Source organism: Stutzerimonas stutzeri (genome assembly GCF_038561965.1).
In the GTDB taxonomy this organism is placed as follows: domain Bacteria; phylum Pseudomonadota; class Gammaproteobacteria; order Pseudomonadales; family Pseudomonadaceae; genus Stutzerimonas; species Stutzerimonas stutzeri_AA.
On sequence record NZ_CP139348.1, the window covers coordinates 4,069,119 to 4,089,420 of the forward strand.

Annotated in this window: 20 protein-coding genes; 17 read left to right on the forward strand and 3 right to left on the reverse strand. The window is 64.6% G+C overall.

What is annotated here, in order from left to right:
* Nucleotides 1–48 precede the first annotated feature (48 nt).
* From SM130_RS18880 to SM130_RS18955, 16 genes are all read left to right on the forward strand, one after another.
* Nucleotides 49–591 (forward strand): hypothetical protein, encoded by a 543-nt coding sequence (locus tag SM130_RS18880; RefSeq protein WP_102826503.1) that lies wholly within the window; start codon nucleotides 49–51, stop codon nucleotides 589–591.
* Nucleotides 588–2,264, forward strand: a complete 1,677-nt coding sequence (locus tag SM130_RS18885) for an acyl-CoA synthetase family protein (RefSeq protein WP_102826211.1) — start codon at nucleotides 588–590, stop codon at nucleotides 2,262–2,264. Before SM130_RS18880 ends, SM130_RS18885 begins: the two co-directional genes overlap by 4 nt.
* Nucleotides 2,261–3,082 carry a glycosyltransferase family 2 protein gene (locus tag SM130_RS18890; protein ID WP_102826212.1) on the forward strand — a complete coding sequence of 274 codons (822 nt, stop codon included), beginning with the start codon at nucleotides 2,261–2,263 and terminating at the stop codon, nucleotides 3,080–3,082. The genes SM130_RS18885 and SM130_RS18890 overlap by 4 nt, the downstream gene beginning before the upstream one ends.
* Nucleotides 3,079–4,023 carry a glycosyl transferase gene (locus SM130_RS18895; RefSeq protein ID WP_102826213.1) on the forward strand — a complete coding sequence of 315 codons (945 nt, stop codon included), beginning with the start codon at nucleotides 3,079–3,081 and terminating at the stop codon, nucleotides 4,021–4,023. Before SM130_RS18890 ends, SM130_RS18895 begins: the two co-directional genes overlap by 4 nt.
* Nucleotides 4,016–5,548 (forward strand): HAL/PAL/TAL family ammonia-lyase, encoded by a 1,533-nt coding sequence (locus SM130_RS18900; protein ID WP_102826214.1) that lies wholly within the window; start codon nucleotides 4,016–4,018, stop codon nucleotides 5,546–5,548. Before SM130_RS18895 ends, SM130_RS18900 begins: the two co-directional genes overlap by 8 nt.
* A complete protein-coding gene (locus tag SM130_RS18905; protein WP_102826215.1) occupies nucleotides 5,541–5,966 on the forward strand; it encodes an acyl-CoA thioesterase in 426 nt (141 codons plus the stop codon). Before SM130_RS18900 ends, SM130_RS18905 begins: the two co-directional genes overlap by 8 nt.
* On the forward strand, nucleotides 5,963–6,583 hold the full coding sequence (locus tag SM130_RS18910; protein WP_102826216.1) for an outer membrane lipoprotein carrier protein LolA: 621 nt from the start codon (nucleotides 5,963–5,965) through the stop codon (nucleotides 6,581–6,583). Before SM130_RS18905 ends, SM130_RS18910 begins: the two co-directional genes overlap by 4 nt.
* A gap of 4 nt (nucleotides 6,584–6,587) precedes the next feature.
* Nucleotides 6,588–8,921 carry an MMPL family transporter gene (locus SM130_RS18915; RefSeq protein ID WP_181019292.1) on the forward strand — a complete coding sequence of 778 codons (2,334 nt, stop codon included), beginning with the start codon at nucleotides 6,588–6,590 and terminating at the stop codon, nucleotides 8,919–8,921.
* Complete coding sequence (locus SM130_RS18920; RefSeq protein WP_102826218.1) at nucleotides 8,908–10,152, forward strand: NAD(P)/FAD-dependent oxidoreductase; 1,245 nt, start codon at nucleotides 8,908–8,910, stop codon at nucleotides 10,150–10,152. The genes SM130_RS18915 and SM130_RS18920 overlap by 14 nt, the downstream gene beginning before the upstream one ends.
* A gap of 10 nt (nucleotides 10,153–10,162) precedes the next feature.
* A complete protein-coding gene (locus SM130_RS18925) occupies nucleotides 10,163–10,672 on the forward strand; it encodes a DUF3261 domain-containing protein (RefSeq protein ID WP_102826219.1) in 510 nt (169 codons plus the stop codon).
* On the forward strand, nucleotides 10,669–11,865 hold the full coding sequence (locus SM130_RS18930; protein ID WP_102826220.1) for a beta-ketoacyl-[acyl-carrier-protein] synthase family protein: 1,197 nt from the start codon (nucleotides 10,669–10,671) through the stop codon (nucleotides 11,863–11,865). Before SM130_RS18925 ends, SM130_RS18930 begins: the two co-directional genes overlap by 4 nt.
* On the forward strand, nucleotides 11,862–12,314 hold the full coding sequence (locus SM130_RS18935; RefSeq protein ID WP_102826221.1) for a hotdog family protein: 453 nt from the start codon (nucleotides 11,862–11,864) through the stop codon (nucleotides 12,312–12,314). The genes SM130_RS18930 and SM130_RS18935 overlap by 4 nt, the downstream gene beginning before the upstream one ends.
* Entirely contained in the window at nucleotides 12,311–13,039 is a 729-nt protein-coding gene (fabG, locus tag SM130_RS18940; protein ID WP_102826222.1) for a 3-oxoacyl-ACP reductase FabG, read from the forward strand. Before SM130_RS18935 ends, fabG begins: the two co-directional genes overlap by 4 nt.
* Complete coding sequence (locus SM130_RS18945) at nucleotides 13,039–14,271, forward strand: beta-ketoacyl-ACP synthase (RefSeq protein WP_102826223.1); 1,233 nt, start codon at nucleotides 13,039–13,041, stop codon at nucleotides 14,269–14,271. Before fabG ends, SM130_RS18945 begins: the two co-directional genes overlap by 1 nt.
* A 30-nt stretch (nucleotides 14,272–14,301) precedes the next feature.
* Nucleotides 14,302–14,742, forward strand: a complete 441-nt coding sequence (locus SM130_RS18950) for an excinuclease (protein WP_102826224.1) — start codon at nucleotides 14,302–14,304, stop codon at nucleotides 14,740–14,742.
* Between the two features lie 124 nt (nucleotides 14,743–14,866).
* Nucleotides 14,867–15,157: a hypothetical protein gene (locus tag SM130_RS18955; protein WP_102826225.1), complete on the forward strand. Its 291-nt coding sequence runs from the start codon at nucleotides 14,867–14,869 to the stop codon at nucleotides 15,155–15,157.
* Between the two features lie 24 nt (nucleotides 15,158–15,181).
* Here the strand turns inward: SM130_RS18955 and SM130_RS18960 are convergent, their stop codons facing one another.
* A complete protein-coding gene (locus SM130_RS18960) occupies nucleotides 15,182–16,081 on the reverse strand; it encodes a LysR family transcriptional regulator (RefSeq protein ID WP_102826504.1) in 900 nt (299 codons plus the stop codon).
* A gap of 251 nt (nucleotides 16,082–16,332) precedes the next feature.
* Here SM130_RS18960 and SM130_RS18965 point away from each other — a divergent pair, with 251 nt between their 5' ends.
* Nucleotides 16,333–17,535, forward strand: a complete 1,203-nt coding sequence (locus tag SM130_RS18965; protein WP_256044940.1) for an MFS transporter — start codon at nucleotides 16,333–16,335, stop codon at nucleotides 17,533–17,535.
* A gap of 56 nt (nucleotides 17,536–17,591) precedes the next feature.
* Here the strand turns inward: SM130_RS18965 and hemE are convergent, their stop codons facing one another.
* Both hemE and SM130_RS18975 read right to left on the reverse strand, forming a co-directional pair.
* Nucleotides 17,592–18,656, reverse strand: a complete 1,065-nt coding sequence (gene hemE / locus SM130_RS18970; RefSeq protein ID WP_102826227.1) for a uroporphyrinogen decarboxylase — start codon at nucleotides 18,654–18,656, stop codon at nucleotides 17,592–17,594.
* 139 nt (nucleotides 18,657–18,795) lie between these two features.
* Complete coding sequence (locus SM130_RS18975; protein WP_102826228.1) at nucleotides 18,796–20,214, reverse strand: FAD-dependent oxidoreductase; 1,419 nt, start codon at nucleotides 20,212–20,214, stop codon at nucleotides 18,796–18,798.
* Between the last annotated feature and the right edge of the window lie 88 nt (nucleotides 20,215–20,302).

The window sequence follows — 20,302 nt, forward strand, 5'->3', positions numbered from 1 at the left end:
TTTCCGGACTCCCTGATGCTCATACGTTCCTCCATCATCCCGGCCAGCATGGCCCGGATGGCGGGCTTCGCACTGCTCCTTGCCGGGTTGGCGTACCCCTTTGCCGTCTATTTCGGCATCGAGCACCTCTCGCCGCGCGTTTTCGCCGCGCTGCTCGGGGCGCTCTGGTGCGCGCGCTTACTGAGCAGCGGACGCTCCGCAAGCCGCTGGACTGCCGGCGTCGCACTGCTGTTCTGCCTGCTGCTGGCGCTGCTCGACAACGCCATCCTGCTGCGCTGGTACCCGGTGCTGATCAATGCCGCCATGCTCGTGTTGTTCGCCACCAGCCTGTTCAGCGGCATGCCGGTTATCGAGCGCCTGGCGCGGCTGCAGGAACCGGACCTGCCGCCCTCCGGCGTGCGCTATACGCGGCAGGTGACCAAGGTCTGGGTGGGCTTCTTCATCTTCAACGGCTCGATGGCCGCAGCGCTGACGCTGTGGGCACCGCTGACCTGGTGGGCGCTGTACAACGGCCTGATCGCCTACGGCCTGATGGGCCTGCTGTTCGCTGGCGAATGGCTGATTCGTCAACGCGTCAGGAGTCGCCAGTGAGCTGGATTGCGATGTGCGAACTCCTCGCCAGCAGCGAGACGCGCCCGGTAACAGGCGACCCGGTGCTATCGCTCGACCAGCTGCAGCACGACGCGCTCCGATTGGCCGGCGGCCTGCAACAGCGCGGTGTGCGAACCCTCGCGGTGCATCTGGAAGATGCCGCGCAGCTGGCTGTGGCCCTGCTCGGCGCCTGGCGTGCAGGTGTGCGCGTGTTGTTGCCTGCCGACCTGCAGCCGGCCAGCCGCGCACGGCTCAGCCCGCTGGCGGAGCTTTGGCTGACCGACCAGGCGGATGACCTGCACCTGGCGGATCTGCTGGCAACCCCGCTTGCCGCTGTTGAGCTCGATCCCGAGCTACTCGGCCTGACGCTCTGCACCTCCGGATCCAGTGGCGAGCCCAAGCTGATCGACAAACGCCTGCACCAGCTTGCCAGTGAAGTTGAGGCGCTGGAGACGCTGTGGGCCGCCGATCTTGGCGATGCCGCCGTAATCGGTAGCGTCGCCACGCAGCACATCTACGGATTGCTGTTTCGGGTGCTCTGGCCGCTGTGCGCCGGCCGCCCGCTGCTGCGCCGGGCTTTGCCCTTCGCCGAGGACATGCAACTGGCCAGTCGCGCCCAGCCAGCGTTCTGCTGGGTCGCGAGCCCGGCGCTGCTCAAGCGCATGGGTGACAACCTCGACTGGCCGGCATTGCGCCAGGTGCGCCGGGTGTTCTCCTCGGGCGGCCCATTGCCAACCGAAGCCGCGGAGCTTCTGCAACAGCGCCTTGGCCAGTGGCCTACCGAGATCTACGGCAGTTCGGAAACCGGCGGCATCGCCTGGCGCCAGGGCGGCCAACTGTGGCAGCCGCTGCCGGGCGTCAAGCTGGCTCAGGACGTTCAGGGCGCACTGCAGGTGGCTTCGCCATGGCTGCCGCGCGGCCATGTGGAGCAGACCGCCGATGCGGTGCAAATGGAACCGGACGGCCGTTTCGCGCTGCGCGGGAGGCTGGATCGCATCGTCAAGCTGGAGGAAAAGCGTATCTCGCTGCCGATGCTCGAATGCGCACTGGCCGAGCATCCCTGGGTCGGTGAGGCGCGCCTTGGCGTGATTCAGGAGAACCGGGCGTACCTCGGTGCGCTTGTGGCGCTGAGCGATGCCGGGATTTTCGCGCTGCGCAATCAGGGGCGGCGTGCCGTTACTCAGGCGCTGCGCAAACACCTGATCGCCCACTGCGAGGCGCTGGCACTACCGCGGCGCTGGCGGCTGGTGCGGGAACTGCCGGGCAATGCTCAGGGCAAACTGCCTCAGGCCGAACTGGACACGCTGCTGCAGGCACCGCGCCCCCGGCAACCAGAACGTCTGCAACTGCACAGGCATGACGATCACTGGCAGATCGAACTGGCAGTGCCATTGGATCTGGCCCACTTCAGCGGCCATTTTCCGCGCACACCGGTGCTGCCCGGCGTCGTCCAGATCGAGTGGGCAATGAACTTGGCACGCGACCTGATCGGCGACTTGCCGCCACGTTTCGGCGGCATGGAAGTGTTGAAATTCCAACAGCTCGCCCGTCCCGGCGACCGGCTGCAGCTGAGCCTGCGATTCGATCACGAGCGCGGCAAGCTGTATTTCACCTACCACAACGACGGCAAACCCTGTTCGTCCGGACGCATCCTGCTCGGAGCACAACCATGACCACCTTGAACGAGTTGCCACCCATGGCGGTTGCGGCGACTGCAACCGCGGTGGTTACCCCTCTCGCGCAGCCGGAGGAAGACTGGTTCAAGCCCTGCGCGGTGATCCCGGTGTACAACCATGAGCGCAGCCTGCCCGCCGTAGTCGCCACGCTACGCGCCGCGGATCTGCCCTGCGTGCTGGTGGATGACGGCTCCTGCCCTGCCGCTGCGGCAGTCATCGACGCGCTGGCCGAGCAAGCCGAGGTTTTCCTGCTCCGCCACCCGCGCAACCAGGGCAAGGGCGGCGCGGTAATTAGCGGGCTGCACGAAGCGCAGCGGCTGGGTTTCAGCCATGCGCTGCAGGTCGACGCCGACGGCCAGCATGATCTCTCCGGCGTCGAACTGTTTCTCGACCGCGCCAGCCAGGCACCGGATGCGCTGATCTGTGGCTATCCGCACTATGACGCCAGCGTGCCCAAGGGCCGCCTGTACGCGCGCTACCTGACCCATGTCTGGGTGTGGATCAACACGCTGTCGCTGTCGATCCGCGACTCGATGTGCGGCTTTCGTGTCTACCCGTTGGCGCCCACGCTGGCGCTGATCGACAGCGTGCGCCTGGGCCGGCGCATGGATTTCGACACCGAGATTCTGGTGCGCCTGCACTGGCAGCAGCAGCCGATGGTCTGGCTGCCAACACGGGTGCATTACCCGCAGGACGGCATCTCGCACTTCCGCCTTTGGCTGGACAACACGCTGATTTCCGCCATGCATGCGCGGCTGTTCTTCGGCATGTTGCTGCGTGCGCCGAAGCTGCTTGCCCAGCGACTGCAGCGATGAGCGAGGCACCGATGCCCTCGCATTGGGCCGCGCAACGCGAGCGCGGCAGCTTTGCGCTGATGCGCCTGACCGCCTGGGCGGTGCGCGTGCTCGGCCGGCGAGCCATGGCACCGCTGCTGTATCTGATCGTGCTGTATTTCTACCTGTTTGGTCGCAGCGCCCGTGACAGCGCGCGCCAATACCAGGGCAACCTCGCGCGCTGGAGCGGTCGCACTGAACTGCAGCGAAGCACCCGTTCGGTCTATCGCCAGTTCATGAGTTTCGCCGAAGCGCTGCTGGACAAGCTGGATGTCTGGAGCGGGCGCGTTGGCCGTGAGCGCCTGGTGATCCACGACCCGGCGAATCTGCACGCCAGCTTCGCCGGTACACGCGGCCAGCTGCTGGTCGGCTCGCACCTGGGCAACCTTGAGATCTGCAGGGCGCTGGCGGAGATGGGCGGCGAAGTGCAGATGAACGTATTGGTGCATACCCGCCATGCCGAACAGTTCAACCGGCTGCTCGACCAATCCGGCGCCGATAACCTGCGCCTGATCCAGGTCAGCGAGCTGAATCCGGCGACCATGTTGCAGCTGTCCCAGCGCCTGGAGCGCGGCGAGTGGCTGGCGATCGCCGGCGATCGGGTGCCGCTGCATGGCGGACGCATCGCTGAGGTCGACTTCCTCGGCCGGCCCGCAGCGTTCCCCCAGGGCCCCTGGCTGCTTGCCGGCCTGCTCGAATGCCCGGTTAACCTACTGTTCTGCCTCAAACATGAAGGCCGCTTCCATGTGCATCTGGAGCCCTTCGCCGAACGCATCCACTGGCGCCGCGCCGAGCGCGACGCAGTGATCAAGCAGGCGGTGCAGCGCTACGCCGATCGCCTCGCAGCGCGCTGCCTGGAGGCACCGCTACAGTGGTTCAACTTCTACCCCTTCTGGAACACACAGGACCGACGTCGTGACTGAGCCCGTGATCTTTGGCGAAAATCATCTGCGCATCGAAGATGTGCTGGCCGTGGCACAGCGCCGTGCGCCGGTCGGGCTGCAAGCAGACGAAGCGTTCCGCAGCCGCATCGCCCGCGGTGCACAGTTCCTCGACACGCTGCTGGATCGCGAAGGCGTGATCTATGGCGTCACCACAGGTTATGGTGACTCCTGCGTGGTGGCGGTGCCGCTGCATCAGGTCGAAGCACTGCCGCAGCACCTGTTCACCTTTCATGGCTGCGGCCTTGGCAAGCTGCTGGACGCCGAAGCCACCCGCGCCGTACTCGCCGCGCGTCTGCGTTCTCTGACCCACGGCATGTCCGGGGTACGCATCGAGCTGCTCGAGCGCATGCAGGCGTTGCTCGAACACGACGTCCTGCCACTGATTCCCGAGGAAGGCTCGGTTGGCGCCAGCGGCGACCTGACCCCCCTGTCTTACGTGGCTGCAGCCTTGGCGGGCGAGCGGGAGGTGCTGTTTGGCGGCGAACGCCGCAGCTCTGCCGACGTGCACCGCCAGCTGGGTTGGACGCCGCTGACGCTGCGGCCCAAGGAAGCCCTTGCGTTGATGAACGGCACCGCGGTGATGACCGGTCTGGCCTGCCTGGCCTATGCCCGTGCCGATTACCTGCTGCAGCTGGCGACCCGTATCACCGCGCTCAATGTCGTGGCACTGCAAGGCAACCCGGAGCATTTCGACGAGCGTCTGTTCGCCGCCAAACCCCATCCGGGGCAGAGCCAGGTCGCCGCCTGGATTCGCCAGGACCTGGCCATCGACGCACCGGCGGCGCCCCTTCACCGCCTGCAGGATCGCTACTCGATTCGCTGCGCGCCGCATGTGCTCGGCGTGCTGGCCGACAGCCTGGGCCTCCTGCGCCAGTTCATCGAAACCGAGCTCAACAGCGCCAACGACAACCCGATCATCGATGCCGACAACGAGCGCGTACTGCACGGCGGACACTTCTATGGGGGGCATATCGCCTTCGCCATGGACAGCCTGAAGAATCTGGTGGCCAACGTCGCCGACCTGCTCGACCGCCAGCTCGCCCTACTGGTCGATAGCCGCTACAACCATGGCCTGCCGAGCAACCTTTCCGGTGCGCCGGCGGCCACCGCGATGATCAACCACGGCTTCAAGGCGGTGCAGATCGGTACCAGCGCCTGGACCGCCGAAGCGCTGAAGAACAGCATGCCGGCCAGCGTGTTTTCTCGCTCCACCGAGTGCCACAACCAGGACAAGGTGAGCATGGGCACAATCGCCGCCCGCGACGCCCTGCGCAGCCTGGAGCTGACCGAGCAAGTCGCTGCGGCCACACTGCTCGCGGCCCAGCAGGGCGTCTGGCTGCGCCAGCGTCAGAGCGATGCACATGAGCTTCCCGCGCCGCTGGCAGCCATGCACGCCACGCTGGCCGAGGACTTCCCGCCACTGATCGAAGACCGCGCACTGGAAGGCGAGCTGCGCCTGTGTATCGCGCAGATCCGCAACCGGCAGTGGAGCCTTTATGCGTAAGGACGGTGTACTGCAGGCCGAGGTTGAGATCCTCGTGCCATTCTTCGATGTCGACTCCATGGATGTGGTCTGGCACGGCCACTACGTCAAGTACTTCGAAGTTGCCCGCTGCGCGCTGCTCGAACGCATCGGCCACAACTACCAGCAGATGCGCGACGCCGGCTATGCCTGGCCGATCATCGACGTGCAGCTGCGCTACATGCGCGGCGCCCGCTTCAATCAGCGCATCATCGTGCGTGCCGATCTGGTGGAGTGGGAGAACCGTCTGAAGATCAACTACCTGATCCGCGACGCCGAAACCGGCGAACGCATGACCCGTGGCAGCACGGTGCAGGTAGCCGTGGAAATCGCCAGCCGCGAAATGCTGCTGGCCTCGCCGCGGGTCTTCGTCGACGCGGTTGAACGGGCGCTGGCATGAGGCCGATCGCCATAGTGCTGAAGAAACTGCTGACCGCCGCCAGCCTGCTGCTGATCAGCGTAACGGCACCGGCACAGGCGTTCGACCTGCCACAGCTTGCCCAGCAGCTGAGCCAGCCTGCCGTGGTGCGTGGCGACTTCATTCAGGAAAAGCACCTGCGAGCACTGCCACAACCGCTGACCAGCCAGGGCCATTTCGTCCTCGCCCGCAACCATGGTCTGCTCTGGCTGCTGCAGCAGCCGATCCGCCAGGACTACCGCATCACCGTGAAAGGCATCGCGCGGCGCAGCGAGCACGGTTGGCTGGCGATCGACCCGAAGGGCAGTTCGGCCCGGCAGAACCAGCTATTCCTCGCCGTACTGAGCGGCGATACGCAGGCCCTGCAGCGCGACTTCGAGCTTACTCTCAGCGGCGAGCCGAGCGCCTGGCGTCTGCAGCTGGTCCCGCGTGGCGCGCTGCTCAAACAGGTTTTCGAGGCCATCGAGATCGAGGGCGGCGGCACCGTTGCACAGGTCGAGTTGCGCGAAGCTCAAGGCGATCGCACCGTGCTGCGCCTGCTCGACAGCCAGATCGACGACCACCTCAACACCAGCGAGCAGCGCGATCTTGCCAACTGATCAGCTGCCTTCCCGGCGCTGGCCGGCGATTCTCTTCGCTCTCGCGCTGATTGGCCTGCTGGCACTGAGCGCCTGGCAATGGCGCAATGGCCCGCCACTGAGCGCCAATCTGCTGCAACTGCTGCCCAGCGGCAGCCATGACACCCTTGAGCAACTGGCCGCCGAACGCATGCAGGAGCCGCTCAACCGCGACCTGATGCTGTTGGTCCGGCATGCCGATGAACAGCAGGCACGACGCCTGGCCGTGGCCGCCGCCACCGATTTGCTGGAAAGCGGCTTGTTCGAGCAGATTCGCAGCAGCCTGAAAAGCGACCTTCCTGCGGTAAGTCGACAGCTGCAGCAGCAGTCACTGGCATTGCTCGCCAGCGCGGATCGCGAGCAGCTGATCGAGCACCCCGAGCAATTCATCCTGCATCGCGTCGAGCGGCTCTATGACCCATTTGCCACCAGTCCGCTGCCGATCGAGCAGGACTGGTTCGGCATCGCCGGCCTTGCGCTGCAGCGCTTGCCGCAGGCGGGCAACGTGCGGGCAGACACGGACGGCAGCCTGGTTGCCGAGTATGCCGGCCAGCGCTGGGCCGTGGTTCACGCCCGCACCCATGGCGACGCCTTCGACGAACAGTTGCCGCAGCAGGTGGCTGCGCTCGTCGCAGCGGTGCGTGACAACGTCGAATCCGGCGCGGGCGAAATGCTCGCGGCCGGTGGTCTGCTGCATGCTGCCCACGGCCAGCAGCAGGCGCGCCAGGAAGCCAGCCTGATCGGCAGCCTGTCGCTGGGCGCCACTTTGCTGTTGTTGCTCTGGCTGTTTCGCACCCCGCGCATCCTGCTGGCGGCGCTGCCGGTGGCCGTCGGTGCGTTGGCCGGTGCAGCGGCGTGCGTGGCGCTGTTCGGACAGATGCACGTACTGACTCTGGTACTCGGCGCCAGCCTGATCGGCGTCAGCCTGGACTTCCCGCTGCACTACCTTTCCAAGAGCTGGACGCTGCAACCCTGGCATGGCCGGCGTGCGTTGCGGCTGATCCTTCCGGGGCTGGCCTTGGCACTCGCGACCAACCTGATCGGCTACCTCGCCCTGGCCTTCACCCCGTTTCCGGCACTAACCCAGGTGGCGGTGTTCTCCGCTGCCGGATTGCTCGGCGCCTTTCTTTGCACCACCTGCCTGTTGCCCGTTTTTTTCAATGGCCGCCTGACACCCTGGCCACAGCCTCTCGGCTGGGCGCGGCACTGGCTGCAGCTGCGCCAGGCGCTGTTGGCGCGCATCGCTACGCCCTGGCTGCTCGCCGGGCTCGGCCTGTTCTGCGTCGGCGGCGTGCTGCAGCTGTCGTTCAAGGACGATCTGCGCCAATGGGTGAGCAACGCGCCGGAGCTGCAACGGCAAGCCGAACGCATCGGTTCGATTACCGGATTTCAGCCCACCAGCCAGTACTTCCTCGTTCGTGCCACAGGTGCCGACCAGCTGCTCCAACGCCAGGCCGAGCTGAGCCGAGAGCTGGACGCGCTGCAAAGCGAGCAGCGGTTAGGTGGCCATCTCGCCCTGAGTCAGCTGGTCGCGCCGACGTTCGAACAAGCGCGCTTGCGTGCGGCCCTGCCGCAATTGCTCAACGCGCGCCAGCCGCTTGAAGCGCTGGGCGTTGCGCCCGAACAGCTGCAGACGGAGATCGAGCACCTGCAGGCCCAGTCGCCGGTGACCATCGAGGCGGCGCTTGCCGGGCCGTTGGGTGAAGCCTGGCGGGCACTATGGCTCGGCCAGACGGGCGATGGCGTAGCCGGGCTGATCAGCCTGCAAGGCCTGCGTGACAGCGCACCACTGCTGGCGATCGCCGAGACTGTTCCAGGTACGACACTGGTTGATCGGCCAGCGCAGCTCAATCAGCTGTTTGCCGAAACAAAGCTGCAGGCAGCCGAGCTGAAGGTAATTGCCAGCCTGCTGATCTTCGCCCTGCTTTGCCTACCATTCGGCGCTGGTGGTGCCTTGCGCTGCATCGCGGTGCCGTTGCTCGCCGCGCTGGCCAGCCTGGCCAGTTTGGGCTGGCTCGGTCAGCCGCTGACCCTGTTCGGCCTTTTTGGCCTGCTGCTGGTCACCGCAATCGGCGTCGATTACGCGATCCTGATGCGCGAGCGGGTCGGCGGTGCGGCGGTCAGCCTGGTCGGCACGCTGCTGGCGGCGGCCACGACGTGGCTGTCGTTCGGTCTGCTGGCGATTTCCAGCACACCGGCGGTGAGTAATTTCGGCCTCACGGTCAGCCTCGGGCTGGCGTTCAGTTTTTTCCTGGCCCCCTGGGCCACCATCGAGCAAGACCCACCACCACATGCAGGGAGCCCCCATGGCGCCGCTTGAGTTGCAACACCGTGAAGTCGTGATCATCGGCGCCGGGCCGTCCGGCGCCATTGCCGGCGCGCTGCTCAAGCGCAAGGGCCATGACGTATTGATCGTCGAGCGGCAACGCTTTCCGCGCTTCTCCATCGGCGAGAGCCTGCTTTCGCATTGCCTGGATTTCATCGAGGAAGCCGGGATGCTTGAAGCGGTGCGTGCCGCGGGCTTCCAGACCAAGCACGGCGCAGCCTTTGGCTGGGGCGAGCGCTATACCGAGTTCGACTTCCGCGACAAATTCACCGAAGGCCACGGCAGCACTTATCAGGTCCAGCGCGGCGACTTCGACAAGCTATTGGCTGACCAGGCCGAACTGCAGGGTGTGGAGATCCGCTACGAGGAAGAAGTCACTGCTGCCGACTTCAGCGGCGAGCGGCCCTGGCTGCAAATCCGCCGCGCCGACGGCAGTGAGTATCGCGTCGAAGCCGCCTTCGTGCTCGATGCCAGCGGTTATGGCCGGGTGCTGCCGCAGTTGCTGGATCTGGAGGCGCCCTCCGGCTTTCCGGTACGCCGGGCGATCTTCACCCACATCGAAGATCGCATCGACGATCCGCGCTTCGACCGCGAAAAGATCCTCATCACCACCCACCCCGAGCTGCGCGACGTCTGGTACTGGACCATCCCGTTCAGCAACGGCCGCTGTTCGCTGGGCGTGGTCGCCAGCGCCGAGCGCTATGAGGGCCGCCCGGTGAATCTGGACGCCTGCCTGCGCGAGTTCGTTCAGGAAGCACCAAACCTGAAGCGCATCCTCAAGAATGCCGAATGGGACACGCCGGCACGCCTGATCGGCGGCTACTCGGCCAATGTCAAAAGCCTGCACGGCCCAGGGTTCGCACTGCTCGGTAACGCCGCGGAGTTTCTCGACCCGGTGTTCTCCTCCGGCGTGACCATCGCCATGCGCTCGGCGCACATGGCCGCAGCCGTATTGCACCGCCAGTTGAGCGGAGAAACGGTGGACTGGGAAACCGAGTTCGCCGTACCGCTCAAGCGCGGCGTCGATACCTTCCGGACCTATGTGGAGGGTTGGTACGATTGCAGCTTCCAGGACGTGATCTATTACGAACACGCCCAGCCGGAAATCCGCCGGATGATCAGCTCGATCCTCGCCGGCTATGCCTGGGACCAAAAGAACCCCTATGTCGCCGAACCCAAACGCCGTCTGCGCGTACTGGCCGAACTCTGCGCGGCAGATGCATGAGTCGACGGGCATGAAGCGACTGCTGGCCTGGCTGGCCGTCGTGCTGGTCGCCGGTTGTGCGGCGCGCGCGCCCTTGCCGACCCAGACGCCCGCGCTGGATGTGCCGCTGCAACTGCACGTCCAGCGGCGCGGCAACGAGCCGGCGGACTGGCTGCTGGTGATCCAGCGTGAAGGGCCGGCCCTGCGCTGGTCACTGCTCGATCCGCTGGGCATTCCACTCGCGCGGCAACAGCTGCGCGACGGCCGCTGGCACGCCGAAGGGCTGCTGCGCCCGAACCCCGAGGCACGCGAGCTGTTCGCGGCCCTGCTGTTCGCCCTGACCGAAACCCGTCAGCTGCAGGCGCTGTATGACGGACAAGGCTGGCAAACCAGTGCGAGCGAGCGACAGCTACGCCAGGGCGAGACGCTGCGCTGGCAGGTACGCTATCAAGCACCGCTGATCTTCGAACTCGACGTGGCGCCGGGCCTGACCTATGGTGTCGCCCCCCTGCCCGCTGCCACCGGAAGCCGCGATCGATGACCGCCTACCTCAACGCCCTCGGCGTGATCTGCGCCCTGGGCAGCGGCAAGGCCGAGGCAGCCACGCACCTGTTCGCCGGCGATACCTCGGGCATGCGGCCCTACCCGCAGCCGGTCGTTGGCCGACAGTTGCCGGTGGGCGCCGTCCGCTCAGCGCTGCCAAGCTTGCCCAACGATGACCCGCGCCACGCCACACGAAATAACCAGCTATTGCTGGCCGCGGCGTTGGAGATCGAAACGGCTATCCGCCAGGCGATCAGCCGTTACGGCCACAGCCGCATCGGGGTGGTCGTGGGCACCAGCACAACCGGTATCCAGGAAGCTTCGCGGGGAATCGCCGGGCTGTTGCGCGACGGTGAATTTCCAACCGGTTACCACTACGCACACCAGGAGCTGGCGGCGCCGGCGAGCTTTCTCGGCGAATGGCTGCAACTGGCCGGCCCCTGCTATTCGATCTCCACGGCCTGCACCTCCAGCGCCCGTGCGATGCTCAGCGCCAAGCGCCTGCTCGACGCCGGCCTCTGCGATGCGGTGCTGTGCGGTGGCGTCGACAGTCTGAGCGATCTCACGCTGCAAGGCTTCAGCTCGCTGGAAGCCACCAGCGAGACGCTGTGCAATCCGTTCTCGCGCAACCGCAACGGCATCAACATCGGTGAGGCGGCGGTGCTGTTCCTGATGACACGAGAAGCCGGCGCTGAAGTCAGCATCGCCCTGCTCGGCGGCGGCGCCAGTTCCGATGCCCACCATATCTCAGCGCCTGACCCAGGCGGCCGCGGTGCATTGAGCGCGATGCGTCAGGCACTGGCCAACGCCGATTGCACAGCGGAACAGATCGGCTATCTGAACCTGCACGGCACCGCTACGCCACACAACGACGCCATGGAAAGCAATGCCGTCGCCGCGCTGTTCCCCCACGGCGTAGCCTGCTCGTCGAGCAAGCCGCTGACCGGGCACACCCTCGGCGCGGCAGGCGCGCTGGAGGCGGCGTTCTGCTGGTTGTCGCTATCGCAGCTCAATACCGAACAGCGGCTGCCGCCCCATCGTTGGGATGGCCAATCCGACTCGTCGTTACCAGCGCTGCAATTGGTGGCGCCAGGTACACGAATGAACACGTCAGGTTCGCGACGGATGATGAGCAATTCCTTCGCCTTCGGCGGCAACAACATCAGCCTGATTCTGGGAGACGCGCCATGATCGACTGGCCTATCGCCGAGCTACTGCCGCATGCCGGCGACATGATCCTGCTCGATGGCGTCGAGCGGTTCGATGACGACAGTGTCGAAACCGTATTGCAGGTGCGTGCCGACGGCCTGCTCAGCGCCGCCGACGGCAACCTGCCGGCCTGGACCGGCGTGGAAATCATGGCGCAGAGCGTCGCTGCCTTCGCCGGCTGCCATGCGCGCCAGGCCGGTCAAGCGGTGGAGCTGGGTTTCCTGCTGGGCACCCGCAACTACCAATGCAATGTCGAGTCCTTTCCGGTCGGCGCCCAATTGCGCGTTCGCGCCACTCGTTCGCTACAGGACGACAATGGCATGGGCGTTTTCGAATGCCATCTCGACGGGCCCGGCATTCATGCCGAAGCGCGCCTGAACGTATTCCGCCCGCCCGAAGTGGCGAGTTACCTACAAGAGTCTGCCCCATGAGTGAAACCGTCCTCGTCACCGGCTCCAGTCGCGGCATCGGTCGCGCCATCGCGCTGCGCTTGGCCCAGGCCGGCTATGACATCGTGCTGCACTGCCGCTCCCGACGCGACCAGGCCGAAACGGTCCAGGTCGAGGTCCAGGCGATGGGACGCGCTGCGCGCATCCTGCAATTTGACATCGCCGACCGTGTCGCCTGCCGCCGTGAGCTGGAAGCCGATGTCGAAGCCCATGGTGCCTACTACGGCGTAGTCTGCAATGCGGGCCTGACCCGTGATGGAGCCTTCCCGGCGCTGACCGACGACGACTGGGATCAGGTGCTGCGCACCAACCTGGACGGTTTCTACAACGTGCTGCAGCCCGTGACCATGCCGATGATCCGCCGGCGCCAGCCGGGACGCATCGTCTGCATCACCTCGGTATCCGGTCTGATCGGCAACCGTGGCCAGGTCAACTACAGTGCATCCAAAGCGGGCGTCATGGGTGCGGCCAAGGCTCTCGCGGTTGAACTGGGCAAGCGCAGAATTACCGTCAATTGCGTCGCGCCTGGCCTTATCGACACCGAAATGCTTGATGCCGAGCTCCCCATCGAGGAAATGCTGAAGATGGTTCCGGCGCAACGCATGGGCACCCCGGAAGAGGTCGCTGGCGCAGTGAATTTCCTGATGTCCGCCGAGGCGGCGTATATCACCCGGCAGGTCATCGCCGTCAACGGGGGGCTGTGTTGATGAGTGGCAGGCGTGTGGTCGTTACCGGCATGGCCGGCATCACCTCTCTGGGCAGCGACTGGGCAAGCATCGAAGCGAATTTCAGCGCCAACCGCAGCGGCATTCGCCGTATGCATGAGTGGGATCGCTTTACCGAGCTGAACACCCGCCTGGCGGGTCCCGTAGACGATTTCGCCGTGCCGGCGCACTGGACGCGCAAGCAGCTGCGCAGCATGGGCCGAGTTTCGCGACTGTCGGTACTGGCCGCAGAGCGCGCGCTGGCAGACGCCGGCCTGCTGGACGACCCGTTGATCCGCGACGGTCGCATGGGCGTCGCCTGCGGCTCTTCCACCGGTAGCACCGAGGAGATCAAGGCGTTCGGCAACATGCTGCTGAACTCGGTGGCCGATGGGCTCAATGCCAACTCCTATATCCGCATGATGCCGCACACCACTGCGGCCAACATCAGCATCTTCTTCGGCCTTACCGGCCGGGTAATCCCCACGTCCAGCGCCTGTACCAGTGGCAGCCAGGGCATCGGCTACGCCTACGAGGCGATCAAGTTCGGCCGCTTGCCGCTGATGCTCGCCGGCGGCGCCGAGGAGCTGTGCGCTACGGAGGCGATGGTGTTCGACGCGCTCTACGCCACCAGCCTGAAGAACGACGCGCCGCATACTTCGCCGCGCCCCTACGATAGCGACCGCGATGGCCTGGTGATCGGCGAAGGTGCCGGCATCCTGGTGCTCGAGGAGCTGCAGCATGCACTGGCGCGCGGCGCGAAGATCCATGCCGAGCTGGTCGGCTTCGGCAGCAATGCCGACGGCCAGCACGCCACTAAACCCGAGCAGCTGACCATGCGCCGGGCCATGGAGCTGGCCTTGGAAGACGCCGGTCTTGCGACTGCGGCCATCGGCTACGTCAATGGTCACGGTACGGCCACCGAACAGGGCGACATCGCCGAAACACACGCCACCCAGGCGCTGTTCGGCAGCAGCATGCCGATCAGCTCGCAGAAGTCCTACCTCGGCCATACGCTGGGTGCATGCGGTGCGCTGGAGTCTTGGTTCAGCATCGAAATGCTCAACCGCGACCGCTACATCCACACGTTAAACCTGGACACCGTCGATCCACGCTGCGGCGAACTCGACTATCTGCAAGGCGCTCCGCGCGTCATGCAGCACGAATACGTCATGAACAACAATTTCGCCTTTGGCGGGATCAACACGTCATTGATCTTCCGCCGCTGGGCCTGAGTCTCACCACCGACCGCAAGGAAAAAAAAGATGAAAAAAACCGCATGGATCGGCACAGCACTGTTGATTATGGCCCTGCCCACTATCAGCCAGGCCCGTGACACCACCCACTACCTGCCATTCGATGCCGTCGTCGCCGAAGCAACCCAGGCCGGCCGACTGGATGGCAGCGTGAAGTTCTATCTGGCAGGCAAAACCCCTGCAAACGCCAAGGTCGTGCGCAGCGGCGTTTCCACCAGCAAGAAGACCAACGCCTTCAACAAGACGGATGAAGGCGCTTGCAGCTGGGCTCTGCAATCGGCGCTGATCGCCATGCAGCAATCGGCCAAGGCCGCAGGTGCCAATGCCGTCGTCAACATCGCCAGCAACTACAAACATGTCGAGTACAAGGACAACCAGAAATACGAATGCCATGCCGGTGCAATCATGGCTGGCGTCGCGATCAAGGGCGATCTGGCCAACGTCAAGTAAGCACCACGGGCGGATGCGCTGAAGTAGGCAGCCGCCCTTCAATCGCTCGGCGATAGCGTGCCGGAACGATTGGCGGCGCCGTTGAGTCCACTGAGTATCAGTGACCCTTCGACAGGAGCCCCTCATGTTCGGCAAGTCTTCGCATACCTACGAAATCAACTACATCTACCAGAACGATCCGCGTGCCGAGACCTACGACGCCGATGTCGACAGCCTGTCTCAGGGCGAAGCCGCGCGCCATCTCATCCAGCTACACAATGCAGACGCCGAGAACAGCTTGGTGATGCCAAAGGCCGATGCCGACGAGGCTCAGCTGCTGGAGCAGGCCGAAGTGATGGGTATCACCGACATCCGCGTCACGCGGGTGCACAAGCACGAAAAGGGCGATACGCCCGGTCACTACAAGCAGCCCTGACAGGGTCGCCGGCCTAACGGCGCGCTAGCGCTGGCTCAGCGCTTCGCGGGTGACCAGATCCATGAAGGCCTTAGCCAGCGGCGACTGTTCCTGACGCCGCTTGACCAGCCAAACGGCCGTGGTGGCGTCCTTGTCCGACAACGTGCGGAACCTCACCCCGTCAATGCGAATACGGCGAAAGGATGCCGGCAGCACCGAAACGCCCAGCCCTGCAGCAACCAGCCCGATGATGGTCAGCGCCTCGTTCGCCTCCTGCGCAATCCGCGGACTGAACCCGGCCTGCCGTGCCAGGTTGAGCAGCTGGTCGTAGAGCCCGGTACCGTAACTGCGCGGAAAGAACACGAACGGCTCCTCGGCCAGCTCCGCTAGTGCCAACCCTTCCTCCCCCGCCTCCGCAAGCGGATGCCCAGCATGCATCAGCGCCACCAACGGCTCGCTGAACAGCTCCACGGTCTGCAACCCTGGCGGCAAGGCAAAGGGACGGATCATGCCGACCTGCAGCGTTTCGTCCTGCACCGCATCGATGACCTGTTTACTGGTCATTTCCTGCAGGGCGAGGTGCACAGCCGGAAACGCCTGACGGAACGCGAGGATCGCTCGCGGCAGAATCGAGGTGAACGGTGCTGACGAGGTGAAGCCTACCTGCAGCTCGCCGGTTTCCCCCTGCTCGGCACGCCGCACCACATCGACCGACTTGTCCACCTGGGCGAGGGTGCGCCGCGTCTCTTCGAGAAACAGCCGTCCCGCGTCGGTCAGAGACACCCGCCGGTTGGTGCGATCGAACAAGCGCACCCCCAGCTCCTGCTCCAGCGCCTGGATCTGCTGGCTCAACGGTGGTTGCGAGATGCGCAGCAACTCGGCAGCGCGACCGAAGTGCAGCTCTTCGGCCACGGCGACGAAATAGCGTAGATGGCGCAGCTCCAAGAGCCCTCCGAACGATTCGTAAAACATATCAATAGGGTCGAATAATATATTGGATAGCTCAAATAAAGCTTCCTATCATTCGCCCCATAAACCCAACCAAAAAGCGTCCATGCCTGCACTTTGATTTCAAGAGCGCAGGCGTACGGGCAGCTCTTGGTCTGAAAAAGACGAATCGTCCAGAGGCTCAGAACGTGAACACTACGCAGTGCGCCACAAGCGCGCCGGCAGAGAAAAAAGACGCCACCGCGTCTATTCACACCGAGAAAGGTACACCGCGGTTTACCCGCACGGCATTGGCCCTGTTTGCCGCAGGTTTCGCTACCTTCGCCCTGCTCTATTGCGTGCAACCAATGATGCCGATGCTGTCTCAGGTGTTCGGCATCAACGCGGCAGAAAGTAGCCTGATCCTTTCGCTGTCGACCATCACGCTGGCAGTCGGCCTGCTGATAACCGGGCCAGTTTCCGACGCTATTGGCCGCAAGCCGGTGATGGTCGCCTCCTTGCTCGCAGCCGCTCTGTTCACCTTTGGCAGCGCACTCGCGCCCAGCTGGCATGGAGTCTTGCTGATGCGCGCACTGACAGGCCTCGCCCTGAGCGGGTTGGCCGCCGTGGCGATGACCTACCTCAGCGAGGAAATCCATCCGCAGCATCTTGGCCTGGCGATGGGGCTTTACATCGGCGGCAACGCTATCGGCGGCATGAGCGGTAGGCTGCTGAGCGGCGTGCTGGTCGATTACCTGAGCTGGCACGCCGTACTCGGCCTGATGGGCGCACTGGCGCTGCTGGCGGCACTGCTGCTCTGGCGGTTTCTGCCCGAATCACGGCACTTCTCCCCGCGACCGCTTCGCCCGCGCGGGCTGTTGCAGGGCTACGGCATGCATTTTCGCGATGCCGGCCTGCCCTGGCTGTTCCTGCAGGGTTTTCTACTGATGGGCAGCTTCGTGACCCTCTTCAACTACATAGGCTATCGCCTGCTCGCGCCGCCTTTTCAATTGAGCCAGACGATGGTCGGACTGCTGGCGGTGGTTTATCTGTCAGGCATCTACAGCTCGGCGCAGGTGGGCGCACTGGCCGACAGGTTCGGGCGGCGCAAGGTGTTCTGGATCGTGATCCTGCTGATGCTCGCCGGGATCAGCCTGACCCTGTTCGATCATCTGCCGATGGTGCTGCTGGGCATGTTGCTGTTCACTTTTGGCTTCTTCGGCGCACATTCGGTCGCCAGCAGCTGGATCGGCCGTCGCGCCAGGCATGCACGCGGCCAGGCATCGTCGCTTTATCTGTTCAGCTACTACCTGGGGTCGAGTGTCGCGGGCACCCTGGGTGGGATTTTCTGGCATGCGGCCGGTTGGGACGGCGTCGGCCTGTTCATCGCTTCGCTGCTGCTGGTTTCCTTCGCGGTAGCGCTGCACCTGGCGCGCCTGCAGCCGCTGCCGGAGCTGCGCACCGCGCACTGATCGCGCAAAGCAAAACGCCCCGCAATGGCGGGGCGTCTTGATCGAACTCAGACGGATCAGACGTGATACTGGCCCGACAGTTCGTGCACCGACTCGATGAACGCGCCGGCATGGGCCGGATCGACTTCCGGCGTGATGCCATGACCGAGGTTGAACACGTGGCCATTGCCGTGGCCGAAGCTGGCCAGGATGCGCGCCACCTCGGCACGGATGGCATCGGGTTTGGCGTAGAGCACGCTCGGGTCCATGTTGCCCTGCAGCGCAACCTTATTGCCAACACGACGACGGGCTTCGCCGATGTCGCAGGTCCAGTCGAGCCCCAGCGCTTCGACGCCAACCTCGGCCATCGACTCCAGCCAGAGGCCGCCGCCCTTGGTGAACATGATGACCGGCACACGACGGCCGTCATGCTCGCGAATCAGGCCATCGACGATCTTGCGCATATAGGCCAGAGAGAACTCCTGATAGGCCGCCGCCGACAGGCTGCCACCCCAGGAATCGAAAATCTGCACCGCCTGAGCACCAGCGAGAATCTGCCCATTGAGGTAGCTGGTCACCGATTGAGCCAGCTTGTCCAGCAGCGCGTGCATCGCTTGCGGGTTCTCGTAGAGCATCGCCTTGGACTTGCGGAAGTCCTTCGACGAGCCGCCCTCGACCATATAGGTCGCCAGCGTCCAGGGGCTGCCGGAGAAACCGATCAGCGGTACGCGGCCATTGAGTTCGCGGCGAATGGTGCGCACCGCATCCATCACATAGCCCAGGTCCTTTTCCGGATCAGGAATCGGCAGCGCCTCGATGTCCGCAAGGGTGCTGACGACTTTCTTGAAACGCGGGCCCTCGCCGGTTTCGAAATACAGGCCCAACCCCATGGCGTCCGGCACAGTGAGGATGTCGGAGAACAGGATCGCAGCATCCAGCGGATAACGCTCCAGTGGCTGCAAGGTCACTTCGCAGGCCAGCTCAGGGTTCATGCACAGGCTCATGAAGTCACCTGCCTTGGCGCGGCTGGCTCGGTACTCGGGCAGATAGCGGCCGGCCTGACGCATCATCCATACAGGGGTGACGTCGACAGGCTGCTTGAGCAGGGCACGAAGGAAGCGGTCGTTCTTCAAGGCGGTCATGGGCAGGGTTCCAGCGAAAAGTGCCGTGCATTGTCGCAAAGCGGAAAAAAAAAGGCACGGCGAGCGCCGTGCCATTTAGCGATGGGCTTGATTCAAATCAGGCCACTCCGGGAGCCTGTCGACACCCGGCAATGTCAGATCAGACGCCGAGATAATCCATGATGCCTTCGGCAGCCTGGCGCCCTTCGAAGATCGCCGTCACCACCAGGTCGGAGCCGCGGACCATGTCGCCGCCAGCGAAGATCTTTGGGTTGCTGGTCTGGTGCTTGAACTGGCCCACCTCGGGCGCAACCACACGGCCCTGGTTGTCGATCTGGATGCCCTGGACTTCGAACCACGGCGCCGGGCTCGGCCGGAAACCGAAGGCAATGACCACGGCATCCGCCGGCAGCACCTGCTCGGATCCCGGAATCGGCTCAGGGCTGCGGCGACCGCGTGCATCTGGCGCGCCGAGACGGGTTTCGACCACCTTCACGCCTTCCACCTTGCCTTCGCCGACGATGGCGATGGGCTGGCGGTTGAAGAGGAACTTTACGCCCTCTTCCTTGGCATTCTTCACTTCACGGCGCGAGCCCGGCATGTTCGCCGCATCGCGGCGGTAGGCGCAGGTCACGCTCTTGGCGCCCTGGCGGATGGAGGTGCGGTTGCAGTCCATCGCGGTATCACCGCCGCCGAGCACCACGACCTTCTTGCCCTTCATGTCGATGAAGTCTTCAGCAGCCTTCTCGAAGCCGAGGTTGCGGTTGACGTTGGCAATGAGGAAATCCAGTGCGTCGTACACGCCTGGCAGGTCCTCACCGGGGAAGCCGCCCTTCATGTAGGTATAGGTGCCCATGCCCATGAACACGGCATCGTAGTCGGCCAGCAGCTGGTCGATGGTGATGTCCTTGCCCACCTCGGTATTGAGGCGGAACTCGATGCCCATGCCGCCGAAGATTTCGCGACGACGGCTGAGTACGGTCTTTTCCAGCTTGAATTCGGGGATACCGAAGGTCAGCAGGCCGCCGATCTCGGGGTTCTTGTCGAACACCACCGGGGTCACACCGTTGCGCACGAGGATATCGGCACAGCCCAGACCTGCAGGGCCGGCACCGATGATCGCAACCTTCTTGCCGGTCGGCTTGACCTTCGACATATCCGGCCGCCAGCCCATGGCAAAGGCGGTATCGGCGATGTACTTCTCCACCGAGCCGATGGTCACTGCGCCGAAGCCATCGTTAAGGGTGCAGGCACCCTCGCAGAGACGATCCTGCGGACATACGCGCCCGCAGACTTCCGGCAGGGTGTTGGTCTGATGCGCCAGCTCGGCGGCGGCGAGGATGTTGCCCTCGGAGACCAGCTTCAGCCAGTTGGGGATGTAGTTATGAACCGGGCACTTCCATTCGCAGTACGGGTTGCCGCATCCCAGGCAGCGATGGGCCTGCTCGCAAGCCTGCTGGGGCTTGAAGGGTTCATAGATCTCGACGAACTCCTTCTTGCGCTGGCGCAGCAACTTCTTCTTCGGATCCTTGCGCCCGACCTCGATGAACTGGAAGTCGTTATTCAGACGTTCAGTCATTTCAAAACCTCTCAACAGCAGCCGTAGGCAATACATACGGCAGCAAGACAATCAGGGTAAGCGGCGGCCCCGCCGAAGCTGGGCCGCC